The organism is Stenotrophomonas sp. TWI602, assembly GCF_039674045.1.
Lineage (GTDB): Bacteria > Pseudomonadota > Gammaproteobacteria > Xanthomonadales > Xanthomonadaceae > Stenotrophomonas.
The window spans coordinates 56,607-80,425 of the sequence record NZ_JBDJMT010000012.1 but is presented as its reverse complement, the minus strand read 5'-3'; the positions used below and the strand labels follow the sequence as shown (position 1 = coordinate 80,425).

Here is a 23,819-nt window from a genome sequence, read left to right as displayed (position 1 = left end):
ATCGCCAGTGGACGCGGTGTGAAGTTCCTCACACACCGATCAAAGCAGGGGTTTGAGCAGCGGCCAGACGTTGTCCAGCACCTGCGGCTGCGCAGCTGCGGTGGGGTGCAGCCCGTCGGCCTGCATCAGGTTCGGCTTCAAGGCCACCCCTTCGAGCAGGAACGGCAGCAGCGGCACGTCGTACTGCTTGGCCAGCGCCGCGTAGGTCTGGCGCAGGCGCTGGCGGTAGGCCGGGCCGTAGTTGGGCGGCACATCGATACCCAGCAGCAGCACCTTGGCGCCCGCCTTCTGGCTGGCCACGATCATCTTTTCCAGGTTGCCCTGCAGTTGCGCCGGGGTCAGCCCGCGCAGCGCATCGTTGCCGCCCAGTTCGATCACTACCACGGACGGCCGATGCTTCTCCAGCAGCCCTGGCAGGCGGGTCAGCGCGCCGGCGGTCGTCTCGCCGCTGATGCTGGCGTTGATGATCGCCGGCGGCGCCTTGATCTGTTGTTTGACCCGCTGCTGAAGCAGGTTTACCCAGCCCGACGCGGCCGGGATATTGTGGGCGGCACTGAGGCTGTCGCCGACCACCAGCACCGCCGCACGGGTGTCCGGAGCTTTGGCACAGGCCAGCATCGGCATCAGCAGCAACCCTGCCAGCAGCCAGCCCATCGAGGCCACGCGGCCCATTCCACTTGCTTGGTTCATTGGAGAATCCTCATCGACAGCCTGTCCCCCCGCAGCGCGCCCGTCGCCATCGCCGCCCACAACGTGGGCAAGTCCGCACGTGGCCCGGAGGGTGAAGTCCACATACTGGACAACATTGACATGACCGTCCATGAAGGCGAGAGCGTGGCGATCGTCGGCGCTTCAGGTTCGGGCAAGACCACCCTGCTCGGCCTGCTCGCCGGCCTGGACCTGCCCAGCCACGGCACCATCGCGCTGGCCGGCGCCGCGCTCAACACGCTCGATGAGGAAGCCCGCGCGCAGCTGCGCGCACGCGAGGTCGGCTTCGTGTTCCAGAGCTTCCACCTGCTGCCGGCACTGACCGCCGAAGAGAACATCGCGCTGCCGCTGGAACTGGCCGGCCGCGAAGATCCCGCGCGGGTGCGCGAGGTCTTGGAACAGGTCGGCCTGGGCCATCGTGCGCGTCACTACCCGCGCCAGCTTTCCGGTGGCGAACAGCAGCGGGTGGCGCTGGCCCGTGCGTTCGTGGCGCGGCCGCGCATCCTGTTCGCCGATGAGCCGACCGGCAGCCTGGACCAGGCCACCGGGCAGCAGATCAGCGACCTGCTGTTCGCGCTCAACGCCACCAGCGATACCACCCTGGTGCTGGTCACCCATGACCTGCGCCTGGCGCAGCGCTGCGAGCGCATCTACCAGCTCGACGGTGGCCGCCTGGCCGACACCGTTGCCGGCGCAGGCGCATGAATGTCGTGCGCCATGCGGCGCGTGCGCTGCGCCGCGAATTCCTGGCCGGCGATCTGCTGACCGTGTTCGCCGCACTGGTGTTGGGCGTGGCGGTGATGACCGCCGTCGGGACATTGGTCAACCGCGTGACCCTGGCACTGACCGGCAGCGCGGCGGAGATGCTTGGCGGTGATCTGGGCCTGAGCGGCCGTGAGGACATCCCGCAGACCTTCGCCGACGCGGCGCGCGAGCGCGGCTTGGCCAACACGCGCATGGTCAGCTTCCCCAGCGTGCTGTTCCATGGCGATGACAGCCAGATGGCCAACATCAAGGCGGTCGCCGATGGCTACCCGCTGCGCGGTGAACTGCGGGTCAGCCGCACGCTGCATGACAGCGCCAGCGAAACGGCAGGAACGCCGCCACCGGGCCAAGCGTATGCCGATCCCCGCCTGATGCAGGCGCTTGGCCTGCAGGTGGGCGATGCACTGGAATTCGGCGCGGGCACGTTGACCGTGACCCGCGTGCTGCAGGCCGAGCCGGATACCTCCGGTGAGCTGATGCAACTGTCGCCGCCGCTGCTGGTGAACCGCATCGATGTGGATCGCGCCGGCCTGCTGGGGCCGGGCAGCCGCGCGTCGTACCGGATGATGTTCGCCGGTGCGCCGGGGCAGATCGAGGCGTTCCGCGAATGGCTCACGCCGCAGGCCAAGGGCTACCGCATTGTCGGCATCGCCGATGCCCAGCGCGGTGTACGCGGCGCGTTCGATCTGGCCGGGCGCTTCCTGTCGCTGGCCGCGTTGCTGGCGGTGTTGCTGGCCGGTGTCGCCACCGCACTGGCGGCCAACCGCTTCGCGATGCGACGCATCGACCAGGTCGCGATCCTGCGCTGCCTGGGGGCGCGCCAGCGCGACATCCTCACCGCGATGGCGCTGCAGCTGGTGATGCTGGCGATACCGGCCTGCCTGGTCGGTATCGGGCTGGGCATGGCTGCACAGGCCGGGCTGGTGCAGGCACTGGGCGGGTTGATTCCGAACCGCCTGCCCCTGCCGCAGGCCACGCCGGCACTGAGTGGAGCCGGCATCGGGCTGGTGCTGCTGCTGGGCTTTGGTCTGCCGCCGCTGCTGCGCCTGCGCAGCGTGCCGCCGATGCGCGTGCTCAACCGCAGCTTCGCCGCGCTGCCGCCGAGTTCGGTGCTGGTCTATGCCGCCGCATTGGCGGCCACCGTGGCGCTCACCATGCAGGCCACCGGCGATGTGAAACTGGCGACGTGGGTGCTCGGCGGGCTGGCCGCGCTGGCGGCACTGGCCGGTGCGCTCGGCGCGCTGCTGCTGTGGCTGCTGCGTGGGCTGCAGCCGCGCCTGCGCGGGCGCTGGAAGCTGGGCCTGGCTTCGTTGACGCGACGCCGCGGGCTGGCGGTGATGCAGCTGGTCGGCCTGTCGCTGTCGCTGTGTTCGCTGCTGCTGCTGTCGGTGATCGGTCCGGGGCTGTTGGCGCAGTGGCGCGATCGCCTGCCGACCGATACACCGAACTACTTCCTGATGAACATCCAGCCCGAGCAGCGCGATGCGGTGCTGGCCACGTTGGGTGGGCTCGGGGTGGTCGCGCCGGGCATCGAGCCGTTCAGTACCGGCCGCCTGCTCGCGGTCAACGACCGGCCGCCGCAGCGGCAGGCGCGCGAGGACAACAGCAACGAGGAAGACGATGCCAACCGGCCGGTCAATTTTTCGTGGCGGCATGATTTCCCGCCGGCCAATACGCTGCTCAGCGGGACGTTCTGGAAGGCGGGCAGCACCGCGGCCGAGGCCTCGATCGAGCAGGGCTGGGCCGAGCGTTACGGGATGACGCTGGGCGACACGGTGACGCTGCAGATGGGCGATCAGGAGCGCAGTTTCACGATCACCAGCATCCGCAAGGCGGACTGGGATTCGTTCCGGGTCAACTTCTTCCTGCTGCTCAACGAAGGCGCGGTTGCCGATGCGCCGTACAACCTGATCACCGCCTTCCATCTGCCACGCGCGCAGGCACCGGCGCTGGCCGGGCTGACCCGGGCGTACCCGAACATTTCACTGCTGGATATCGACGGCATCCTGGAGCGGGTGCGCGAGGTGGTGGATCGGGTGAGCCAGGCGGTGCAGCTGGTGATGGGCTTCAGTCTGCTGGCCGGGCTGCTGGTGTTGCTGGCGGCGTTGCAGGCGACGGCTGGTGAGCGGCGCTACGACAGTGCGGTGCTGCGTACGCTGGGGGCAACGCGCCGTCAGCTGCGCGGTGCGGTGCTGGTGGAGTTTGGTGCGCTGGGGCTGTTGTCGGCGTTGTTGGCGGTGGGCGCGGCGGCGCTGCTGGGCACGGTGGTGGCGCGGCAGGTGTTCGAGTTGACGCTGAGCCCGCCGTGGGGGCCGTTGTTGGTGGGCGGTGGGTTGGGTGTGCTGTTGAGCATGCTGGCCGGCTGGTGGGGCACGCGGCGGATTCTGCATACGCCGCCGGCGTTGGCGCTTCGGGAGGCGTGAGTTGGGGCGCCGTTGCATTGAAAGCGAAAGCAAAAGCGACGGCGTCTTGGTGTTCATGGCCTGAAGGCTGGCGGGCAGCCCTGCCCAGGACGCGCCGTAAACCCGTCCCTGGGGGCTCGTGGGCGCCATCCTTGGCGCCCTGACGGTCCTGGGCAGGGCTACCCGCCATCCTTCTCGAGGGATGGCCTTGGGCGGATGGGAGAGCAGCGCATCTGCAGTTGGCACTACCGTCGATGAGGCAATGTGCTGCTTCGACGTTCGGCGATGGACGCGAGCGCCGCCGGTTGCGGCTGTATCAGCGCGCGCTTTCTGGCGGTGCTTTTTCCACCCACTGCTGGAAGACGGCATCGATCTCGGTGTCCGCCACGGTCTTGCCGTCCTGGATGTCCTGGGCCTGGGTGAACAGCGGGATGATCATGGCCATGCCGTCGGGTTTGGTTTTCAGGTGCACGCCCGGTGCGTTGCCGAGGAAGCTGTTCCAACGCTGGCGCACCTTCGCCCAGTAACCCGCGGTGGCGGTCCAGTAGGCGTAGGCGGGGGTGAAGTCCACCTCGGTGGTCTTGTTGTAATCGTTGAAGCCGAACTCACGTGCAATCGGTGTCTGCGTTCCGTCGGCGCGCCGCAGGATCTTGGTGTTGAACTGCTCGTGGGTCCACCCGTTCGGCGTGCGCGTGTGCCGGTTGATCACCGCGAGCGCGTTGTAGTCGCTGCGGCGGGTGTATTCGCGGCGCGGCAGGGGGCGCCAGCTGAGGTCGCTGGTCCACGCGGCGATGCCGTTGTCGTAGCGCCAGGCGCCGGTGCCGCAGTAGCGCGGTGCGTCGCTGACTTCGTAGACGCATTGGGTCCAGGCACCGGTGGTGAGCGCCGTGGGAATGGGGCGCACCTGCCAGGTCTGGTCGGCAGTGAACTCGAACCGGGTCGGTGCCTGGTAGACCCAGTCCTGGCGCCAGTGCTTGGTGACGTGGCCGCTCTTGGCGTCGACCAGCAGGTGCTGCAGCACCACCCGCGTTGGGGTGTCTTCGACCACGATCACCACTTCGTTGCCGCCGGTGCGCACGGCCGGCGCGCGTTCGTAGCCGGGCTGGAGCAGCACGGTTTCGTCGAAGGCGAAGTCGACGGTGTATTCGCCCTGCATGGCCAGGATGCTGGCGCGGTCGCGTGCGGGGTCGGCCGGTGTGGCATGCGCGCTGGCGGTGAGCGCGAGCAGCGGCCCTGCCAGGGCGAGCGCGGGCGTCATTACAGCTGGATCACCGGCATGCCGCCGGCCGTCCATGGTCCGCTGCGGCGGGCCGCGCTGGCGCAGCAGCCGTCGTCGACCCAGAGCTCGCCTTCGGCGCCTTCCACGGTGCCGATCCGGCGCGCGGTGCTAGCGCCCAGCGCGGACAAGGAGGCCAGGCTGGCGGCGAGTTCGCGGCCTTCGCCGACCTGCAGGCGCAGCGCGCACATGCGCCACGCGTCGTTGCCCAGGCGCACGGCGAGGCGTCGCCACAGGCGCTCGGCGACACCGGCGTCGTTGACCGGTTCGGGCCGTGCGGGAAACGCGGACACGAGGCGATCCCACGCGAGGAAATCGCTGTCGGGCAGCAGATACAGGCGCCAGCAGCAGCGGCCGCGGGCGTCGACGAAGCAGAGGCTTTCGCGGATGCCTTCGCTGTCCATGCCCTGGCAGGCATGCGCGGAGACAGCGTGTTTCCAGCCACCGAGTTCACTGCTGTCCGGGCGGTACAGGCACAGCACGGTACCCAGCGAGGCCAGTTGCGCGGCCGATGGCAGGCCAGCGATGGGATGGCGGCCCGGTGGGCGGCCGACGGAAAGGGCACGGCTCATGGCGGTCTACCTGCAATCGACGGTTGCGAGGGGAGACCCTCGACCCACGCCGTGGACCGGAGTCGACGGCGGAGTGTCGAGGGGGAGAGAGCTGGGGGAGGAACGGCCGTTACTTGGTCAGGATCAGCTTGTCGTTGCTGGTATGACGCAGGCGATAGAAACGATCGCCGTGCTGGATCAGGATTTCGCGGCGCCCCTTGAGCAGGGCTTCGCTGTCGATCACTTCTTCCGGCGGGACCACGCGGACCGGACGGTCGCGGAGGGTCAGCGTTTCGGGGCGCAGCAGTACAGCAGCTTGAGTGTTCATCGTCTGGACTCGTTGCGAGGGGCGAGTCAAATGATAATGATTCTCAGTTGACAATCAACAACCATTCTCACTTTGATAGATGGCATTAATGATCGACTACCAAAATTCGATAGCCTTTATCAATCGCCATCTGTGCGTGGTCGCCCGTCGGGTGAACTGCAGAGCCGGCCAGCGGCCTGCACTACCCTGGAGGGACGGCGCCTGTTGCAGACGCCCTGCTCCGCTCCGCGCAGCGACCCCGCTTCTGTCTGCCGCCGCCGCAGCAGCGGTAGTGCCGGCCGCTGGCCGGCTCTCCGGATCCCGACAGACGCAATCAGGCAAAGACCGCTTCCACCTGCTGCCAGATTCCTTCATCGAGCTGCTCGAACAGCGCCAGGGCGCCCAGGTTCTCTTCCAGCTGGCTGACCCGGCTGGCGCCGAGGATCACGCTGGAAACATTCGGATTGCGCAGGCACCAGGCGATCGCCAGCTGCGCCGGCGAGACGCCCAGCTGCGCGGCCAGTGCGGTGTAGCGCCGCACCCGCTCCATGCGGTCGCTGCCATCGTCGAGCACCTGCGCCTTCAGCCAGCCCAGCTGTTCCTGGCCCAGCCGCGACTGCGGGTCCACGCCGGCGTTGTACTTGCCGGTCAGCAGGCCCGAGGCCAGCGGCGACCAGATGGTGGTGCCCAGGCCAGCCTCGGCATACAGCGGCGCGTATTCGCGCTCCACCCGCTCGCGGTGCAGCAGGTTGTACTGCGGCTGTTCCATCGAGGGCGCATGCAGGTTGCGCGCGCGGGCGATGTCCACCGCCTCCTGGATCTGCGCGGCCGACCATTCCGACGTGCCCCAGTACAGCACCTTGCCCTGGCGGATCAGGGTATCCATGGCCTGCACGGTCTCGGCGATCGGGGTATCCGGATCCGGGCGATGGCAATAGTAAAGGTCCAGGTACTCCACCCGCAGGCGCTTGAGCGCGGCGTGGCAGGCGTCGGTGACATGCTTTCGCGACAGCCCGTGCTGGGTCGGGCGCGGGTCGTCGACGGCGCCGAAGAACACCTTGCTGGAGACGCAGAAGCCATCGCGCGGCAGGCGCAGGTCGGCGATCACATCGCCCATCACCTGCTCGGCGCGGCCGCGGGCATAGCCTTCGGCGTTGTCGAAGAAATTGACCCCGGCATCCCAGGCGGTGGCGATCAGCTTGCGGGCCTCATCGCGGCCGATCTGGTCGCCGAAGGTCACCCAGGCCCCGAAGGACAGGGCCGAGAGCTTCAGGCCGGTGGAGCCAAGACGGCGATAGAGCATGTGGTTCTCCTGCTGCGGGCCCGCGACCGGGCCGGATCGATGCCGGTAAGTGTAGAGCGGGGCGGCGCAGTTCCGCGCGCCTTACCGCGGCGGCGGTCTCACGCCCCGTGACACGCCGCACGGAAACCGGGCCATGCCTTGCCGATACAGGCCCGATCACGACCGATCGGCTCGCGGACGCTGCTTTTCCTTGCCCCGCCCCTGCCGCTGCTCTAGGCTTCCCGTTTTTCGCGGCGCCCCAAGGGAAGTCTCATGGTCGAAGGTTTGGGCAGGATTGGCTTCGGCCTGTTCGGGTTGGCAGTGCTGATCGGCATTGCCTGGTTGTTCTCGAACAACAAGCGGGCTGTCGACTGGCGCCTGGTCGTCACCGGTATCGCACTGCAGATCGCCTTCGCGGCGGTGGTGCTGCTGGTCCCGGGTGGCCGTGATGTGTTCGACGCGCTGGGCAAGGGCTTCGTCAAGATCCTGGAGTTCGTCAACGCCGGCTCGGGCTTCATCTTCGGCAGCCTGATGGACACCAGCCAGTTCGGTTTCATCTTCGCCTTCCAGGTGCTGCCGACCATCATCTTCTTCTCGGCGCTGATGGGGGTCATGTACCACCTCAACGTGATGCAGATGATCGTGCGCGGCATGGCCTGGGCGATCACCAAGATCATGCGTGTGTCCGGTGCGGAAACCACCAGCGTCTGCGCCAGCGTGTTCATCGGCCAGACCGAAGCGCCGCTGACGGTACGCCCGTACATCGCCAAGATGACCCAGTCCGAGCTGATCACCATGATGATCGGCGGCATGGCGCACATTGCCGGCGGCGTGCTGGCCGCGTATGTGGGCATGCTCGGTGCCGGCGATCCGGTCGAACAGGCCTTCTACGCCAAGCATCTGCTGGCCGCGAGCATCATGGCGGCCCCGGCGACCCTGGTGGTGGCCAAGCTGCTGGTGCCCGAGACCGGTACCCCGCTGACCCGCGGCACGGTCAAGATGGAAGTGGAGAAGACCTCCAGCAACATCATCGACGCGGCTGCCGCCGGCGCCGGCGACGGCCTCAAGCTGGCGCTGAACATCGGTGCGATGCTGCTGGCCTTCATCGCCCTGATCGCCCTGATCAACGCGCCCCTGACCTGGCTGGGTGACATCACCGGCCTGGCCGCGCTCATCGGCCGCCCGACCGACCTGTCCACGCTGTTCGGCTTCCTGCTGGCCCCGATCGCCTGGGTGATCGGCACCCCGTGGGCCGATGCCACCACGGTGGGCTCGCTGATCGGCCAGAAGGTGGTGATCAACGAGTTCGTGGCGTATTCGGAGCTGGCCAAGATCATCCGAGGCGAGGTGCCGGGCACGGTGCTGTCGGCCGAGGGTCGCCTGGTCGCCACCTACGCGCTGTGCGGTTTTGCCAACTTCAGCTCCATCGCGATCCAGATCGGTGGTATTGGTGGGCTGGCGCCAGAGCGTCGCCACGATCTGGCCAAGTTCGGCCTGCGTGCCGTGCTCGGCGGTACCATTGCCACCTTCATGACGGCGACCATCGCCGGCGTGCTGACGCATTTCAGCTGATATCCGTTCCCTGAGAAACAGTCTTTATGAGTAGCAGTGTCGTCGTAATCGGTTCCTTCAATGTGGATCATGTCTGGCGTTGTGAGTCGCTCCCGGCCCCGGGTGCGACCATCGCCGGCCGCTACAGCACCGGTCCCGGCGGCAAGGGCTTCAACCAGGCCGTGGCCGCCCGCCGTGCCGGCGCGCCGACCACGTTCCTGTGCGCGCTGGGCGATGACGCCGGCGGTGCGATGGCGCGCGGCCTGGCCGAGCAGGATGGCTTTGCGCTGACCGCCGAAGCCAGCAGCGAGCCGACCGGCACCGGCGGTATCTATGTCGACAGCCGGGGCCGCAACACCATCGTGATCGGCCCGGGGGCCAACGCCGCGCTGAGCCTGGACTTCGTCGAACAGCAGCGCGCGCTGCTGGCCGGTGCCAAGGTGGTGCTGGCGCAGCTGGAATCGCCGGTGGAAACCATCGAGGCCGCCCTGGCGATCGCGCGTGAAGCCGGTGCCACCACCGTGCTCAACGTGGCGCCTGCCGATGCACCCTCCAGCATCGGCCTGCTCAAGCTGGCCGATGTGCTGACCCCGAACGAGACCGAGTTCGCTGCCCTGCTCGGCCGTCATGTCGGCGAGCGCGTGGATGCCAACGACGTCGCCGCGCTGGATGGCGCCAGCCTGCATGCGCTGTGCCGCAAGCTGGTCGGCAACGGCACCGTGGTGGTGACGTTGGGTTCGGTCGGTGTATTCGTGTCGCACGCCGAAGAAAACCTGCGTGGCGACACGCAGCCGTACTACCGCGTGGGCGCCGAGCAGGTGCAGGTGCTGGACACCACCGGTGCAGGCGATGCGTTCAACGGCGCCCTGGTCGCCTCGATCGCGCAGGACCCGGAGGCGGCGTTTGCCCGCCACGTGCGTTTCGCCAATCAGTTCGCCGGTCGTTCGACCGAGAAGGAAGGCGCCGCCGCGGCGATGCCGCACTTCACCCCGGCCGACGCCGAAAACAAGTAAGCGTCACCGGTGTGGATACCAAGAGGCCAGCGTTCGCGCTGGCCTTTTTTTTTGGAAGCGGCAGTCCCCACCGTTGGTGGGTACGATGCGCCAGGCCTACCGCAAGCGTCGGGGCCGCGTGATCCACAGCGCCAGCGCGCCCACCAGGAGTCCGGCAAGCACGTCCAGCAGATCGTGCTGCCAGGTGGTGAGCGTCGAGAGCAGAATCAGCCCACAGGCGCCGTGCCACAGCCAGCGCAGTGCCGTCGCATCGGCCTGCAGCCACTGCCGCCATGCCTGCCAGACCACCACCAATACCGCGGCGTGCAGCGACGGCGCCATGTTGAACGGCGCCTCGAACGCGCGCAGCTGTGCGAACAACAGCCCGCTCACGCCATCCGGCTGGGGCAAAACACGCACGTTGCCGGTCGGCCAGCACACGAAGGCGAGCATGCAGGCGGCCTGCACCAGCGCGATGGCCAGCGCATGGCGGCGCAGGGCCGATCGGGTCGGGCAGAGGAAGAACGTCAGCGGGTACAGCAGGTTCAGGGCCAGGTACGGCCAGATCGTCCACGCCCAGAACGGAATCGCCTCGTCCCAGCGACCGTGCAGGCTATAGGTCTGGGCTTGGCTGGCGGCCCAGTGGTTGGTCCAGCTGTAGCCGTGGATGAACATGGCGCCGAGCAGCAGCATCCACAGCATCGCCTCGCGCCAGGGCGGCTGGAGGACGGACGCGGTGGCAACAGGCGGCGTGGGCACGCGCGCACCCTAGCAGAACGTGGCCCGCCTGTTTGCCGCTATCCTTGCGTTTTCGCGGATACACGGACTGTACGCAGTGGCAGCAGCAGGCAGTCAGGAACACGCCGGCCCGCACGTGGGCGAACCGCGCTGGACGCGCAATCCGGCCTGGGCGCTGTTTTCGCAGACCCATGCGCAGCGCCCGCTGCTGCTGGTGTCCGGTGGCGCCGACGAACTGTATGTCGTCGATGAGGCCGACACCCCGACGGTCATCGAGCGGATCCTCGGCCACTGGGAAAACGACACCCTGGCGATCCTGCAGGACGATGCCGAGTGCGGCCCGGCGGCCCGCCAGTTGATACGTCTCGGTGTGCTGGTGCCGCGGCGCGCCGCGCGCAGAGTGAAGCGCTACGCAATCGACTGGCTCGGCGAACCGCTGCCCGGGTTGGCCGACGCCTTCGACCGGCATGCCAGCGCGGATCTGCAGCGCGTCGATGCCATCGCGGATGCCGACCTCCTCGTGCTGGTCCGGCACGGGCTGGGCTGGGAACAGGCCTTGGCCCGCTACCGCACACAGATGCCGGTACAACCGCATCTGCTGCTCGACCTCAGCTATCACCACACGCTCGCGCTGGGCCCCTATGTAGTGCCCGGCCAGAGCGCCTGCGTGTATTGCCTGGGCAACCGGGTGCTGCGCCGCTGGGGCGAAGCACCCGTGCCGGCAATGCCGGCGGTCGCAGCGCAACCGGCCCGGATCGCGGCGCTGGTCGCCCCCTTGCTGGATCAGCCGCCGCTGTTGCTGGGCTATCTCGAACGCAGCGTCTGGCTCGACCTGCAGCGCCTGCACGGCGAACGCGACCGGGTGCTGCGGCTGCCGTGGTGCCCCGCCTGCCAGGGTGGCGAAGCCTCACTGCCACCACCGCTGTCCTTGCCTTGGGACACCGGGCGCCCGTGATAATGTGCGCCACGCGCCGGGCGTTTCCGCCCCGGTCAATGGAGTGACCTCATGTATCGCCTGCCGACCCAGTTCGATGCCAGTGCCTCACGCCAGGACCTTGCCGCGGCAGGCGGCGGCTCGACGTCGACCACCTGCAGTTCCTGCATCGTCACCCTGCTCGGCACCTCGGTGCTGTCGGCGGTGGTGCTTGGCAAGCTGGACCCCGTAACGACTGCGGCCGTCAGCAGCGACGCACACGCCACGGTCGCCAGCGTCGACACCGGTACGGACCTCCCCCCCCAGCCACCTGCGTTGCCGCAGACACCGATCAGCGCTGCGACGCCGGACCGTCCGGACACCCCCGTCGCTGTCGTGCCGGTGGCCGGATTGAGCCGCACCAGTCGGGTGTTGCTCGGGCTGTTCGCCTTGCCGCTGGCCGCGATCGGCGGTGGCATTTTCATGAGCACCGCCAACCCGATATTCGGGCTGTTCGTCGCCGTGGGGCTGTATCTGGGCATCTATGCCCTCGTCTACGAACGCGCGGGGCGTTCGCTCGGGCGCGGCATCGGTATCGCCACCGGGCTGCTGCTGGGCCTGTTCGCCGTCGGCGCGCTCGAGATGATGCTCTGGCTGAGCGTGTTGAAATGAGCCGCGCCGCCGTGCAGGCGGCGCTGGAAACGCCCACGCTGTCGTCGCACCTGCTGCATGGCGCGGCGCGTCCGCGCTGCGGTCTGGTGCGCCCGGCACAGCCGATCGAGGCCACCCCCTGCGATGCCACCGGGCCCTTGTTCGAGGGACGGCGCGTACACAATGCCGCCACCCCGGCCGATCCGGCCAATCCCTGGCAGGGCGTCTCTGGCGCGGTCGCGCTGGAGGCCGATGCGGCCGCCGATGGCGCGGTTGCCGAAGCCCTGGAGCGACTGGCGGCGGCGCAGGCGGGCCTGGAGGTGCGGCGCCGCGATGCGCTGACGCCCGCACAACGCCTGGACGAATCGGCCTTCGCGCTGTTCTCGGCCCGACAACGTGCAACGCCGGGTTTTCCATGGCCGATGCCCGAACGCGACGACGATCTGTTCGCCGCGGTGCATGCACTGGATGACAACCGGGTGGCCTGGGTGCCGCAGGAACTGGTCGGACTGGGGCCGCGCAGCGGCCAGGCGCGATTGCCGTCGACGTCCAGTGGCCTGGCGGCCTGGCGGGATGGCCGCGATGGGGCCTGGCTGGCGCTGCTGCGCGCGGCCCAGGAGCTGCTGGAGCGCGATGCGCTGGCGGTGACCTGGCTCAATGGCGTGGCCGGCCGGCGGATCGCCCTGCCGACCCAATGGCAGGCATTCGCGGACGCGCGCGGGGGCGAACTGCAGGCCTTCGACCTGACCCAGCACTGGAACCCGCACCCGGTGATCGCGGTCGCCGGCGGCATTCCGTTCGAAGGCCGCCCCCGCTACGTCCTCGGCATCGCCTGCCGCGCCGATCCGGGCGAGGCGCTGCACAAGGCGCTGCTGGAATGGCAGCAGGCGCTGACCTTTGCCGCGCATCTGTGTGGCCGCGAAAGCGCCCGGCTGCCGCGCGATCCCGCCGCCCTGCGCAGCTTCGACGAACATGCCGCCTTCTACACCCTGCGCCCGGCGCTGTGGCCGCAGCTGCCGCTGCTGCGGGCGGCGGAGGACAGCACCTTGACGCTGCCCCCGCCGGGCGCCGCGGTCCGCCCCGCCGCGCCGCGCGCGATTGCCGAGCTGGACATGCTGCGGCGTCGGCTCGGCCGTGCCGGCATCGCGCTGTACTACCGCGAGTTGACCACCACCGATGTGGCCGCGGCCGGCCTGCGGGTGATGCGCGTGCTGTCGCCGCAGCTCAGTGGCCTGCATGCCGACGAGCGTGCACCGTTCCTTGGTGGCCGCTGCCAGGACGTGGCGTGGCGGTATCCCGGCGTGCCGCACAGCGGCGCGTTTCCCAATCCCTTCCCGCATCCATTGGGCTGATGCACGAGGACCGCATGCCGTCACCGCCCTCCCCCTGGCACGATGCCCCGCTGTTCCATCTGTTCTGGCACAACGGCGAGCTCAATCCCGCGCGCGCCGAGGTGATGCGCACGCGTATCGCCGAAGATGCCGCACGCCCCGGGTCGCCACCCCGCCCGGTGCATGCGGCCGCCGGCATCGCCCTGCCGGACCCGGTACAGCCGGGTGACGCCCTGGCGCAGCGCCACAGTGGCCGCCGCTTCGGTGACGCACGCTGGGGCGCGCAGGAACTGGGGCGCGTGCTGGCCCCGCTGCGGGCCCGGCCCGGCGACAGTGACACGCGACGCCTGCCGTCCGGCGGTGCCAAATACCCGATCCAGGCGTATGCCGCGCTGTACGGCACCGATGACGCGATCGCCGCAGAGCCGGGCATCCATTGGTACGACCCGATCGGGCATGCACTGGTGCCGGTGGGGCCCTGCCCGGCATGGTCGGCGCTGTCCAGGCTGCTCGGCGTGGATTGGCCGGAGCGGCCCGCCGCCGTGCTGTTCCTGATCGCCGAACCGGCCGGCACGCTGGCCAAGTACGGCGAGCGTGGTGGCCGCTTCGTATTGATCGAGGCCGGGGTCTGGCTGGGCGCACTGGGGGAGCAAGTGGCGGCGATGAACGCCGCCGGCTGCGCGATCGGCGCGTTCGAGGACGCCGCCGTGCTGGCCCTGCTCGGGCTCGACCCGCAGCGGCATCTGGCGGTGCTGGCCTATGCGTGTGGTCCGGCGCCCTGAGCGCGACCGTTGGTCGGTACATTTTCGCGCGTAACCGGTAACCGGTAACCGGCCAGCATCAGCCGCCACTGGGGGCGGCGGAAGCAATCGTCAAGCATATGCTCATGACCGGAGCGCATCAGGCCCTTCCGGATCGGCCTGAACAGGTACCGGTCCCTGCGTGGTTGCCGGCCAGCGGCCGGCACTACAATGCGCACATGCAGATTGGCCCCTACAACATCCAGCCCAACGTGGTGCTGGCGCCGATGGCCGGTGTCACCGACAAGCCCTTCCGCCTGCTGTGCAAACAGCTGGGTGCGGGCTTGGCTGCCTCGGAGATGACCATCTCCGATCCGCGCTTCTGGAACACCCGCAAATCGCTCCACCGCATGGACCATGCCGGCGAGCCGGACCCGATCAGCGTGCAGATCGCCGGGACCGAGCCGCAGCAGCTGGCCGAGGCGGCGCGCTACAACGTGGACCACGGCGCGCAGATCATCGACATCAACATGGGCTGCCCGGCCAAGAAGGTGTGCAACGCCTGGGCCGGTTCGGCGCTGATGCGCGATGAGGATCTGGTCGCGCGCATCCTGACCGCAGTGGTCAACGCGGTGGACGTGCCGGTCACCCTGAAGATCCGCACCGGCTGGGACTGCGACCATCGCAATGGCCCGCTGATCGCGCGCATCGCCGAAGACAGCGGCATCGCCGCGCTGGCCGTGCACGGGCGTACCCGCGACCAGCACTACACCGGCACCGCCGAGTACGAGACCATCGCCGCGATCAAGGCCGCGCTGCGCATTCCGGTGATCGCCAACGGCGACATCGATTCACCGCAGAAGGCCGCGCAGGTGCTCAAGCAGACCGGCGTGGACGCGGTGATGATCGGTCGCGCCGCCCAGGGCCGCCCGTGGATCTTCCGCGAGGTGGCGCATTACCTGGCCACCGGCGCGCTGCTGGCGCCGCCGTCGGTCGCCGAGGTACGCGACCTGCTGCTGGGCCACCTGCATGCGTTGCATGATTTCTATGGCGAGCAGCAGGGCGTGCGCATCGCGCGCAAGCACCTGGGCTGGTACGCCAAGGACCGGCCGGAAAACGCCGCCTTCCGTGCGGTGGTCAACCGCGCCGAGGATGCGGCCAGCCAGGTCGCCCTGACCACCGAATATTTCGACGCCCTCGCCGCCGGCGAGTCGTTGTCGTCCGCTGCCTGAGCCTTCGCCATGACCCCGCCCATCACTGCACCGACCTATCTCCACGGCTTCTCCGATACCGAGCAGCACCGCCTGGTCACCCAGTCGCGCCTGTTCGAATCAAGCATCTTCAGCGGCATCGATTACGGCGGCGCCACGCGCCTGCTGGAAGTCGGCAGCGGCGTCGGGGCACAGACGGACATCCTGCTGCGGCGGTTCCCGGAACTGCATGTCACCGGCGTGGACCTGAGCGAGGCGCAGCTGGCCACCGCCGCCACCAACCTGGCCAGGACGCCGTGGTGCCGCGAGCGCTACACGCTGCTGCAGGCCGATGCCGGCAACCTGCCGTTCGGCGCGCGTGAGTTCGATTCGGCCTTCCTGTGCTGGGTGCTGGAGCATGTGCCGTCACCGGCGCGGGTGCTCAACGAGGTGCGCCGTGTGCTGGTGCCGGGTTCGCCGGTGTATGTCACCGAAGTGATGAACGCCTCGTTCCTGCTCGATCCGTACTCGCCGCATATCTGGCGCTACTGGATGGCCTTCAACGATTTCCAGTACGACCACGGGGGCGATCCGTTCGTCGGTGCCAAGCTCGGCAACCTGCTGCTGGCCGGTGGCTTCCGCGATGTGCACACCGAGATCAAGACCATCCACCTGGACAACCGCGAACCGGCCCGTCGCAAGACCATGATCGCGTTCTGGGAGCAGCTGCTGTTGTCGGCCGCCGATCCGCTGCTGGAGGCCGGGCTGGTCGACCAGGAAACGGTGGATGGCATGCGCCGCGAGTTCAGCCTGGTCCAGAACGACCCCAACGCGGTGTTCTTCTTCTCCTTCGTGCAGGCCCGCGCGACCGTGTACTGACCGCGTCGCGGACCTACCGCGTCGCCCAGGCGATCACGGTCACCACGACCGCGGCGGCCAGCAGCAACCAGATGCCCAGTCCGCCCCGGTCCCCCGGGGCCACCGTGCTGCCACCGGCGGTGTTGCGGGCCCCTTCGCGCGGGCGTGCGGTGGGCGTGCTGCCCACTTCCAGGGTACCGGTGGCCGGCCGCTGGCTGCGCTCGGTGAGCTTGTTCTGCATGCGTCGCGCGCGCTCGGGATCGACCTTGCGCAGCTCGTCCAGCAGCACCTGCTGCTGGCGCGCGCGGTCCGGCTGCGCCTTGGCCTTGTGCAGGATCTCGCGCAACGGCACCGCCGGCTGCTCGGCCGAGCGGCCCGGGGTCACATCCAGCAACAGCGCGCGGTATTCCGGCGGCACATCGGCCAGCCGCGTGTAGCGCGTGCCATTGATCTCCATTTCAAACCGTTCGGTCACGGTGCCTCCGTCCAACCTGCCTTCGGTGCGATCACGTCGGTGCTCGGCGGCGCATGCCAGATGCGCTGCCACAGGGCCGCGAACCGGCGCTTCAGCATCGTCCTGCCCTGCTCCCCTTCATACGCCGGGCGCAGCTGTCGCGGTGTGATCCCGGCCCAGCCATCGCCTTCCGCCCGCGCAACCGCGAAGGTGAAGGTGTAGTCCGGCTCCAGGCCCATGCGCAGATCGCTGAGCCGCAGTTCGCCATCGACCACCTGGGCACGCATGAAGCCGCGGTTGAACCAGTTCAGCCGCTGCACGGCCGGCAGCTCGGCTGCCTGGCGCAGGGCCTGCACGTTGGAGGGATGGCCCTCGAAGGTCATCGGGCCGCGGTCGGCGATCAGCGAGCGTTCGCCGATCACGTAGCCGTTGGGCGTCATCGCCACCACCTGCCAGAGCAGCGTGTTGAACGGCATCGCCACCGAGAAGCGCGGCGCATCCCCCAGCCCCATCGCCGCCAGCGCGCGATCGGCGTCGCGATCGACGGTGTGCTTGGCCAGCAACGACCAGCCCAGGTAACCACTGCTGAGCACCAGCCCGGCCACCAGCGCTTTCTGCGCCAGCGGACGCGCCCGCGCGAACCATGCCACTGCGCAGGCGAGCAGCAGCCACACGGTGTACAGCGGGTCGATGATGAAGACGCTGGCCCACATCGTCGGGTGCGGGGTGAACGGCCACCACAGCTGGGTGCCGTAGACGGTGAAGGCATCCAGCAGCGGATGGGTGATCAGCGCCAGCAGGATCGCCCAGAACCAGCGCCCCGGCGCCTGCGCCACGCGGCCGTGACCGAACCGTTTGAACAGCCACCAGATCAGCGCAGCCACCCACGGCAGCACCAGCAGCGAGTGACTGTAGCTGCGGTGCTCGACCATCAGCGCCACGGGATCGGCAGCAGTGAAGGCCAGTACCAGCGCATCCAGGTCCGGCAGGGTGCCGAGTGCGGCACCGGCCAACAGGGCCGCGCGGCGATGGCCGGCCGGGGCGATGGCGGCGGCCACCGCGCCGCCGAGAACGATCTGGGTAAAGGAGTCCATCGGCCGATGCTAGCAGCCGGGACTGGCCATGCGCCTCTGCCGTTCTGCTCAGGCCGCTCTGGCCAATTCGGCGCTGCCGGGCAGCGCCACCAGGGTCTGCCCGGTGTGATCCAGCAGCCGCAGGCTCCCATCCGGGTCTTCGGCCAACGCGGTCAGGCTTTCCACCCAGTCACCGTCGTTGGCATAGATCAGCCCGTCGCGCTCGACCAGCGCGGCACGGTGGATATGCCCGCAGACGATGCCATCCAGACCGCGCCGCCGCACATCCTCAAGCCCGGCCTGGACGAAGCGCTCGATGTAACGCTCGGCCGCGCCGCTGCGCTTCTTGAGGAATTCGGAGAGCGACCAGTAGCGCTGGCCGAGCCGTCGTCGCGCGGCATTGAGCAGGTGGTTGCCGGTGAGGATGCGGTAGTACAGCCAGTCCCCGAACTTTTCCTGCAGGCCGCCGAAGTGGGTGACACCGTCGTAGTCATCGCCGTGCACGACCAGCAGCCGGCGCCCGTCCGCGGTCACATGGATTGCCCGGCGCCGCACCTGCATGGCCGGCAGCATCAGCCCGCAGACCTTGCGCAGCGAGGCATCGTGGTTGCCCGGGATGTAGATGATCTCGGTGCCGGTGCGCTGCAGCGCGTGCAGCGCCTGGATCACCTCGCTGTGGGCCGGCCGCCAGGCGGCCCGGCGGTGCGCCATCCACCACAGGTCGATGATGTCGCCCACCAGGTACAGCCGTTCGCAGCGCAGCTCGGCCAGGAACCGGGCCAGTTCGGCGGCATGGCAGTGGCGTGAGCCCAGGTGCACGTCAGACAGGAAGACGGCCCGCCGATGGGGCGCCAGGGTCGTCACGGGCCGCGTGGCGGCCTCCCGCGCGTCGCGCTGCTCGAATGCGTGCATGGCGTGCTCCTCAGGTCCGGCGGCCGGATGCGCCGAAGCCTGCACGGCCCCGGCGACAGCCCGATGGCGGTTTGACGACGGGCGGGTGACACGCCCCAGCCTCGGGAGCATCCGGGCGCCCACCCATCGGCACGGGCGGCAGGCCATTTGTCACGCTCGTGGAACACTGGGCGGCGACGCTGGGCCCCAATCCCGTCACACCGGGCCCTGCGACGGGCACGCGGGCTTAACCACGGGCAACCCGTGCTGACGCACAATGCAAGTGCGCGACTTGCCGTGTATCATTCGCGGCCATCTTTCCATCCGAATCAAAGGATATTACGCCTGATGTCCAGCTACCTGTTCACCTCCGAATCGGTCTCCGAAGGCCATCCGGACAAGATTGCCGACCAGATCTCCGATGCGGTGCTGGACGCGATCCTGACCCAGGACAAGCGTGCGCGCGTGGCCTGCGAAACCATGGTCAAGACTGGCGTGGCCATCGTCGCCGGTGAAATCACCACCAGCGCCTGGATCGACCTGGAAGCCTTGACCCGCAAGGTGATCCTGGACATCGGCTACGACAGCTCCGACGTCGGCTTCGACGGCGCGACCTGCGGCGTGCTGAACCTGATCGGCAAGCAGTCGCCGCACATCGCCCAGGGCGTGGACCGCAAGAAGCCCGAAGAAATGGGCGCTGGCGACCAGGGCCTGATGTTCGGCTATGCCACCAACGAGACCGACAGCTACATGCCGGCCGCGATCCACCTGTCGCACCGCCTGGTCGAGCAGCAGGCCAAGATCCGCAAGAAGAAGAATTCGCCGCTGTCCTGGCTGCGCCCGGATGCCAAGAGCCAGGTCACCCTGCGCTATGAAAACGGTGCCGTCTCGGCCATCGACGCGGTGGTGCTGTCGACCCAGCACGCCCCGGGCGTGAAGCAGAAGGACCTCATCGAGGCCGTCCGCGAAGAGATCATCAAGCCGGTGCTGCCGGCCAAGTGGCTGCACAAGGGCACCAAGTTCCACATCAACCCGACCGGCAAGTTCGAGATCGGCGGCCCGGTGGGCGACTGCGGCCTGACCGGCCGCAAGATCATCGTCGACACCTACGGCGGCTGGGCCCGTCACGGGGGTGGTGCGTTCTCGGGCAAGGATCCGTCCAAGGTCGACCGTTCGGCGGCTTACGCGGCCCGTTACGTCGCCAAGAACGTCGTGGCCGCCGGCCTGGCCGACCGTTGCGAAGTGCAGGTCTCCTACGCCATCGGCGTGGCCGAGCCGACCTCGATCTCGGTCACCACCTTCGGCACCGGCAAGATCAGCGATGACAAGATCGAAAAGCTGATCCGCAAGCATTTCGACCTGCGCCCGTACGGCATCATCCAGATGCTGGACCTGATCCACCCGATGTACCAGCAGACCGCGGCCTACGGTCACTTCGGCCGCAAGCCGAAGGACTTCAGCTACCTCAACGCTGCTGGCGAAACCGTCAACGCGACCGCCTTCTCCTGGGAGAAGACCGATCGCGCCGCCGCCCTGCGCGCGGATGCGAAGTTGAAGTAAGAAATGGGCCGCGAAAGCGGCCCTTTTCTTACGGGTAGAGCCGACCGTTGGTCGGCTGGCCGCGCGCAGCGGGGCAATGATCGAAACAAACGACGGGTCGCGAAAGCGGCCCGTCGTCGTTCGGGCACCCCGCCCAGCCGACCAACGGTCGGCTCTACCGGGCGGGCAACCGGGCGGGCAACCGGCGCTACACTCTGTCCATGCCCGAATTCAAATCCAACCAGCTGTCCATGACGGTGCTGATGTCACCGGACATGGCCAATTTCTCCGGCAAGGTGCACGGCGGTGCCGTGCTGCGCCTGCTCGACCAGGTCGCCTATGCCTGCGCCAGCCGCTATGCCGGCAGCTACGTGGTCACCCTGTCGGTGGACCAGGTGATGTTCCGCCAGCCGATCGCGGTCGGCGAGCTGGTCACCTTCCTGGCCTCGGTGAACTACACCGGCACCTCCTCGATGGAGATCGGGGTCAAGGTGGTGGCCGAGGACATCCTCAAGCGCAGCGTGCGCCACGCCAACAGCTGCTTCTTCACCATGGTCGCGGTGGACGACGACGGCAAGCCGACCCCGGTGCCGCCGCTGGTGCTGGAGACCGCCGACGAACGCCGCCGGCATGCCGCCGCGTTGATCCGCCGCCAGCTGCGCGAAGAGATGGAGCAGCGCCACCTGGAGCTGCTGGCATCCAATCCGCCTGCACCGGGCGATCTGGTCGAGCGGGTCTGAGCCCTGGGCCATGACCAACGGTCATGGCCTACCGGCCAGGTATCGACCGTTGGTCGATACCTGCCATATGGCGCGCGCTGCCGGCCAGCGGCCGGCACTACCCGGCGTGGCCTATCCGGTGTTCTGTACGCCCTGCGAAACACCGTTCACGCACGCCACCAGCGCGCGCAGCACATCGTCGTCTTCGCCCCCGCTCTCCCGCCAGCGGCGCAGCAGGTCGACCTGCAGCACGCTGATCGGATCGATGTAGGGATTACGCAGGCGGATCGACAGCGCCAGACGCTGGTCGTGCTGCAGCAGTGCGTCCTGCCCGGTCAATGCCAGGATCCACTGTGAGGTGAGCTCAAGCTCGCCCTGGATCTGCGGGAAGAAGCGGCCATGCAACGCACCGGACAACTGCGAGAACTGTTCGGCGATGGTCAGGTCGCCCTTGGACAGCACCATCGCGATGTCGTCCAGGAACGTGCTGAAGAACGGCCAGTCGCGCGCCATCTCTTTCAGGAGGCCTTCGTGACCGGCATCGATCGCCGCCTGCAGGCCACTGCCGACGCCATACCAGCCCGGGATCACGGCACGCGCCTGGCTCCACGCAAACACCCATGGAATCGCGCGCAGGTTGGTCAGTGCGGCATCCTCGCCCAGCCGGCGCGAAGGGCGTGAGCCCAAGGTCATCCGCTCGATCACGTCGATCGGCGTGGCCAGGCGGAAGTACTGCATGAAGTCTTTCTGTCCGACGAAGGCGCGGTATGCCTCCGCACTCTTCTGCGCGATCAGGTCCATCACCGGGCGCCACTGTTCCTCGCGCGGTTCCGCTGCGCGCGGGCGCAGGCTGGAGCGCAGCACCGCACCGGTGGACTGCTCCAGCGAGCGCAGCGCCAGTGCACGGATGCCGTACTTGCGATGGATCACTTCGCCCTGCTCGGTCACGCGCAGACGGCCGTCGATGCTGCCGCGCGGCGAGGCATCCACGGCGTGCGTGGTCTTGCCACCCCCGCGGCTGATCGAGCCGCCACGGCCGTGGAAGAAGGTCAGCCGGATGTCGTTCTCGGCGGCGACGTCCAGCAGTTCCACCTGGGCGCGCTGCAGCCCCCAGCGCGAGGCCGCGATACCACCGTCCTTGCCACTGTCCGAATAGCCGAGCATCACCATCTGCACATCACCGCGCGAGGCCAGGTGCGTGCGGTAGACCGGGTCGGCCAGCAGATCGCGCAGGGTGTCGGTACCGCGCTTGAGGTCATCCACGGTTTCGAACAACGGCGCGATGTCCAGCGGCACCGCGCCGGCGTCATCCACCAGGCCGCCGCGGCGCGCCAGCGCGAGTACGGCGAGCACATCGCTGCGGTCGTGCGCCATCGAGATGATGTAGCTGCCCAGCGCATCGGCACCGTGTCGCCGGCGTGCATCGGCCAGTGCCGCGAACACTGCATCCAGCCGCTCACCGCCCTCCTCATCGCTCGCCGGCAGCGCCTGCTCGCCACTGGCGAACGGGGCCAGGCGCGCGGCGCGGGTGACCGCGTCGGCGGCGTCCCAGGTGTCCTGCCCATCCAGCACACTGGCGAGCGCGCGGCCGTGCACGCTGGACTCCTGGCGCACGTCCAACCGTGCCAGATGGAAGCCAAAGGTACGCACCCGCCACAGCAGGCGGCGCACCGCGAAACCGCCCGCGTGGTCGCCCTTGTTGTCGTGCAGGCTGCGCAGGATCAGCTCGATGTCGTCGGTGAGTTCCTGCGGCGACGCGTAGGCGCCTTCCGCATCGTCCATCGTCGCCTGCACGCGTGCGCGCATGCGGTCGTTGAGCAGGCGGTAGGGCATGTCGGCATGTCGCGGCCGCGAGGTGACCTTGGGCAGCAGCACCTTGTACTGCTCCACACGTGCCTGCAGCGCATCGCTGACCGCCACCCGCTCGGTGGACTGGCTGAGCAGGCTGGCCAGCTGCAGCAGGTCTTTCTGGTAGCGGCCGAGTACGGCCTGGCGCTGCGCATCGAGCGTGTTGCGGATGGTGCCGGCGTCCACGTTCGGATTGCCATCCATGTCGCCGCCCACCCACGTGCCGAAGCGCAGCAGGCGCGGCAGCGGCAGTTCCTCGCCGTAGGTATCCAGCAGCGCCTGCTGCAGCGATTCGTACAGCACCGGAATCACCCGGTACAGCACCTGCACCAGGTAGAAGCCGACATGCTCCCGCTCGTCGTCCACGGTCGGGCGCACAGGCGAGGAATCGGTGGTCTGCCACGACGCCGTCAGGGCCATGCGGAAACGTGCCGCGTCGGCGGCGGCTTCACCCGGCGTGCGCTGGCCGTCGAGGTTGTCGACCAGGCTGGCAACCATCAACTGCTCTTTTTCCAGCAGCGCACGGCGGACCGCTTCGGTCGGATGCGCGGTGAACACCGGCTCGATATCGATGCGCGGCAGCCACTCGGCAAGCTCGGCCAGGGTCACGCCCTGCGCTTTGAGATTGACCAGTGCGTCCTGCAGGCCATCCGGCTGCGGCGTGGCCGTACCGGCACGCTGGTAGTCACGGCGCCGGCGGATGCGGTGCACGCGCTCGGCGATGTTCACCACCTGGAAGTAGGTGCTGAACGCACGCACCATCGCTTCGGCGCGCTCGGGCGGCAGGCCGGTCAGGGCATCGTTGAGGTCGGACAGCGGGGCGTCGCTTTCGCGGCGGGCGATGGCGCGCGTACGCACCTGTTCCACATCATCGAAAAACTGCGTTGAGACCTGCTCGGCGAGCAGGTCGCCGACCAGTGCGCCGAGTCGGCGTACATCGTCACGCAGGGGAATATCGGGAGTGGCAAAAACGATGCTGCTACGGTACTCGTTCATCTGCGACGCACTGGCCTCGGGAACGGAATCCGCTCAAGCCTAAC

General features: G+C 68.5%; 22 protein-coding genes. 12 read left to right on the top strand and 10 right to left on the bottom strand.

Going from position 1 to position 23,819, the window contains the following annotated elements:
- Positions 1-39: 39 nt before the first annotated feature.
- A complete protein-coding gene (locus ABE483_RS12605) occupies positions 40-690 on the bottom strand; it encodes an arylesterase (protein WP_313210151.1) in 651 nt (216 codons plus the stop codon).
- Between the two features lie 120 nt (positions 691-810).
- On the opposite strand from ABE483_RS12605, the gene ABE483_RS12600 reads away from it, so the two are divergent.
- Both ABE483_RS12600 and ABE483_RS12595 read left to right on the top strand, forming a co-directional pair.
- On the top strand, positions 811-1,413 hold the full coding sequence (locus ABE483_RS12600; protein ID WP_313210153.1) for an ATP-binding cassette domain-containing protein: 603 nt from the start codon (positions 811-813) through the stop codon (positions 1,411-1,413).
- Complete coding sequence (locus tag ABE483_RS12595) at positions 1,410-3,896, top strand: FtsX-like permease family protein (RefSeq protein WP_346481806.1); 2,487 nt, start codon at positions 1,410-1,412, stop codon at positions 3,894-3,896. Before ABE483_RS12600 ends, ABE483_RS12595 begins: the two co-directional genes overlap by 4 nt.
- A gap of 295 nt (positions 3,897-4,191) precedes the next feature.
- Here the strand turns inward: ABE483_RS12595 and ABE483_RS12590 are convergent, their stop codons facing one another.
- The 4 genes from ABE483_RS12590 to ABE483_RS12575 all read right to left on the bottom strand — a co-directional run bounded on the left by ABE483_RS12590 (position 4,192) and on the right by ABE483_RS12575 (position 7,312).
- Positions 4,192-5,133, bottom strand: coding sequence for a DUF6607 family protein (locus ABE483_RS12590; protein ID WP_346481805.1), 942 nt, complete (start codon positions 5,131-5,133; stop codon positions 4,192-4,194).
- Complete coding sequence (locus ABE483_RS12585; RefSeq protein ID WP_346481804.1) at positions 5,133-5,723, bottom strand: Hemin transport protein; 591 nt, start codon at positions 5,721-5,723, stop codon at positions 5,133-5,135. Before ABE483_RS12585 ends, ABE483_RS12590 begins: the two co-directional genes overlap by 1 nt.
- A gap of 109 nt (positions 5,724-5,832) precedes the next feature.
- Positions 5,833-6,030, bottom strand: coding sequence for a hemin uptake protein HemP (locus tag ABE483_RS12580; protein WP_019182448.1), 198 nt, complete (start codon positions 6,028-6,030; stop codon positions 5,833-5,835).
- A gap of 313 nt (positions 6,031-6,343) precedes the next feature.
- Positions 6,344-7,312 (bottom strand): aldo/keto reductase, encoded by a 969-nt coding sequence (locus ABE483_RS12575; RefSeq protein WP_313219964.1) that lies wholly within the window; start codon positions 7,310-7,312, stop codon positions 6,344-6,346.
- Between the two features lie 252 nt (positions 7,313-7,564).
- On the opposite strand from ABE483_RS12575, the gene ABE483_RS12570 reads away from it, so the two are divergent.
- Both ABE483_RS12570 and ABE483_RS12565 read left to right on the top strand, forming a co-directional pair.
- Positions 7,565-8,863 (top strand): nucleoside transporter C-terminal domain-containing protein, encoded by a 1,299-nt coding sequence (locus ABE483_RS12570; RefSeq protein ID WP_121042760.1) that lies wholly within the window; start codon positions 7,565-7,567, stop codon positions 8,861-8,863.
- Positions 8,864-8,889: 26 nt separating this feature from the next.
- The gene (locus ABE483_RS12565) at positions 8,890-9,855 is read left to right on the top strand and encodes a ribokinase (protein WP_313210164.1); all 966 of its coding nucleotides are present in this window, start codon (positions 8,890-8,892) and stop codon (positions 9,853-9,855) included.
- Positions 9,856-9,951: 96 nt separating this feature from the next.
- Here ABE483_RS12565 and ABE483_RS12560 read toward each other — a convergent pair whose 3' ends face one another.
- Entirely contained in the window at positions 9,952-10,593 is a 642-nt protein-coding gene (locus tag ABE483_RS12560; protein WP_346481803.1) for a hypothetical protein, read from the bottom strand.
- Between the two features lie 76 nt (positions 10,594-10,669).
- Here ABE483_RS12560 and ABE483_RS12555 point away from each other — a divergent pair, with 76 nt between their 5' ends.
- The 6 genes from ABE483_RS12555 to ABE483_RS12530 all read left to right on the top strand — a co-directional run bounded on the left by ABE483_RS12555 (position 10,670) and on the right by ABE483_RS12530 (position 16,276).
- Positions 10,670-11,527 (top strand): hypothetical protein, encoded by an 858-nt coding sequence (locus tag ABE483_RS12555; protein WP_346481802.1) that lies wholly within the window; start codon positions 10,670-10,672, stop codon positions 11,525-11,527.
- Positions 11,528-11,578: 51 nt separating this feature from the next.
- Positions 11,579-12,157 carry a hypothetical protein gene (locus ABE483_RS12550; protein ID WP_346481801.1) on the top strand — a complete coding sequence of 193 codons (579 nt, stop codon included), beginning with the start codon at positions 11,579-11,581 and terminating at the stop codon, positions 12,155-12,157.
- Positions 12,154-13,488 carry a YcaO-like family protein gene (locus ABE483_RS12545; protein ID WP_346462837.1) on the top strand — a complete coding sequence of 445 codons (1,335 nt, stop codon included), beginning with the start codon at positions 12,154-12,156 and terminating at the stop codon, positions 13,486-13,488. The genes ABE483_RS12550 and ABE483_RS12545 overlap by 4 nt, the downstream gene beginning before the upstream one ends.
- A gap of 14 nt (positions 13,489-13,502) precedes the next feature.
- The gene (locus ABE483_RS12540; protein ID WP_346481800.1) at positions 13,503-14,249 is read left to right on the top strand and encodes a SagB/ThcOx family dehydrogenase; all 747 of its coding nucleotides are present in this window, start codon (positions 13,503-13,505) and stop codon (positions 14,247-14,249) included.
- A gap of 197 nt (positions 14,250-14,446) precedes the next feature.
- Positions 14,447-15,439, top strand: coding sequence for a tRNA dihydrouridine synthase DusB (dusB, locus tag ABE483_RS12535; protein ID WP_313210176.1), 993 nt, complete (start codon positions 14,447-14,449; stop codon positions 15,437-15,439).
- A 9-nt stretch (positions 15,440-15,448) separates the two neighbouring features.
- A complete protein-coding gene (locus ABE483_RS12530; RefSeq protein WP_121042748.1) occupies positions 15,449-16,276 on the top strand; it encodes a methyltransferase domain-containing protein in 828 nt (275 codons plus the stop codon).
- Between the two features lie 13 nt (positions 16,277-16,289).
- Here ABE483_RS12530 and ABE483_RS12525 read toward each other — a convergent pair whose 3' ends face one another.
- From ABE483_RS12525 to ABE483_RS12515, 3 genes are read right to left on the bottom strand one after another with little or no spacing between them, the layout of a single operon-like run.
- Entirely contained in the window at positions 16,290-16,730 is a 441-nt protein-coding gene (locus tag ABE483_RS12525) for a hypothetical protein (protein WP_313210179.1), read from the bottom strand.
- Positions 16,727-17,803, bottom strand: coding sequence for a metal-dependent hydrolase (locus ABE483_RS12520; protein WP_313210181.1), 1,077 nt, complete (start codon positions 17,801-17,803; stop codon positions 16,727-16,729). Before ABE483_RS12520 ends, ABE483_RS12525 begins: the two co-directional genes overlap by 4 nt.
- 48 nt (positions 17,804-17,851) lie before the next feature.
- Entirely contained in the window at positions 17,852-18,694 is an 843-nt protein-coding gene (locus ABE483_RS12515; RefSeq protein WP_346481799.1) for a UDP-2,3-diacylglucosamine diphosphatase, read from the bottom strand.
- A 327-nt stretch (positions 18,695-19,021) separates the two neighbouring features.
- Between ABE483_RS12515 and metK the strand changes: the two genes are divergently transcribed.
- Positions 19,022-20,233 (top strand): methionine adenosyltransferase, encoded by a 1,212-nt coding sequence (gene metK, locus ABE483_RS12510; protein WP_313210185.1) that lies wholly within the window; start codon positions 19,022-19,024, stop codon positions 20,231-20,233.
- A 200-nt stretch (positions 20,234-20,433) separates the two neighbouring features.
- The gene (locus ABE483_RS12505; RefSeq protein ID WP_070471768.1) at positions 20,434-20,952 is read left to right on the top strand and encodes an acyl-CoA thioesterase; all 519 of its coding nucleotides are present in this window, start codon (positions 20,434-20,436) and stop codon (positions 20,950-20,952) included.
- A 111-nt stretch (positions 20,953-21,063) separates the two neighbouring features.
- Here ABE483_RS12505 and ppc read toward each other — a convergent pair whose 3' ends face one another.
- Entirely contained in the window at positions 21,064-23,775 is a 2,712-nt protein-coding gene (ppc, locus tag ABE483_RS12500; protein ID WP_346481798.1) for a phosphoenolpyruvate carboxylase, read from the bottom strand.
- Between the last annotated feature and the right edge of the window lie 44 nt (positions 23,776-23,819).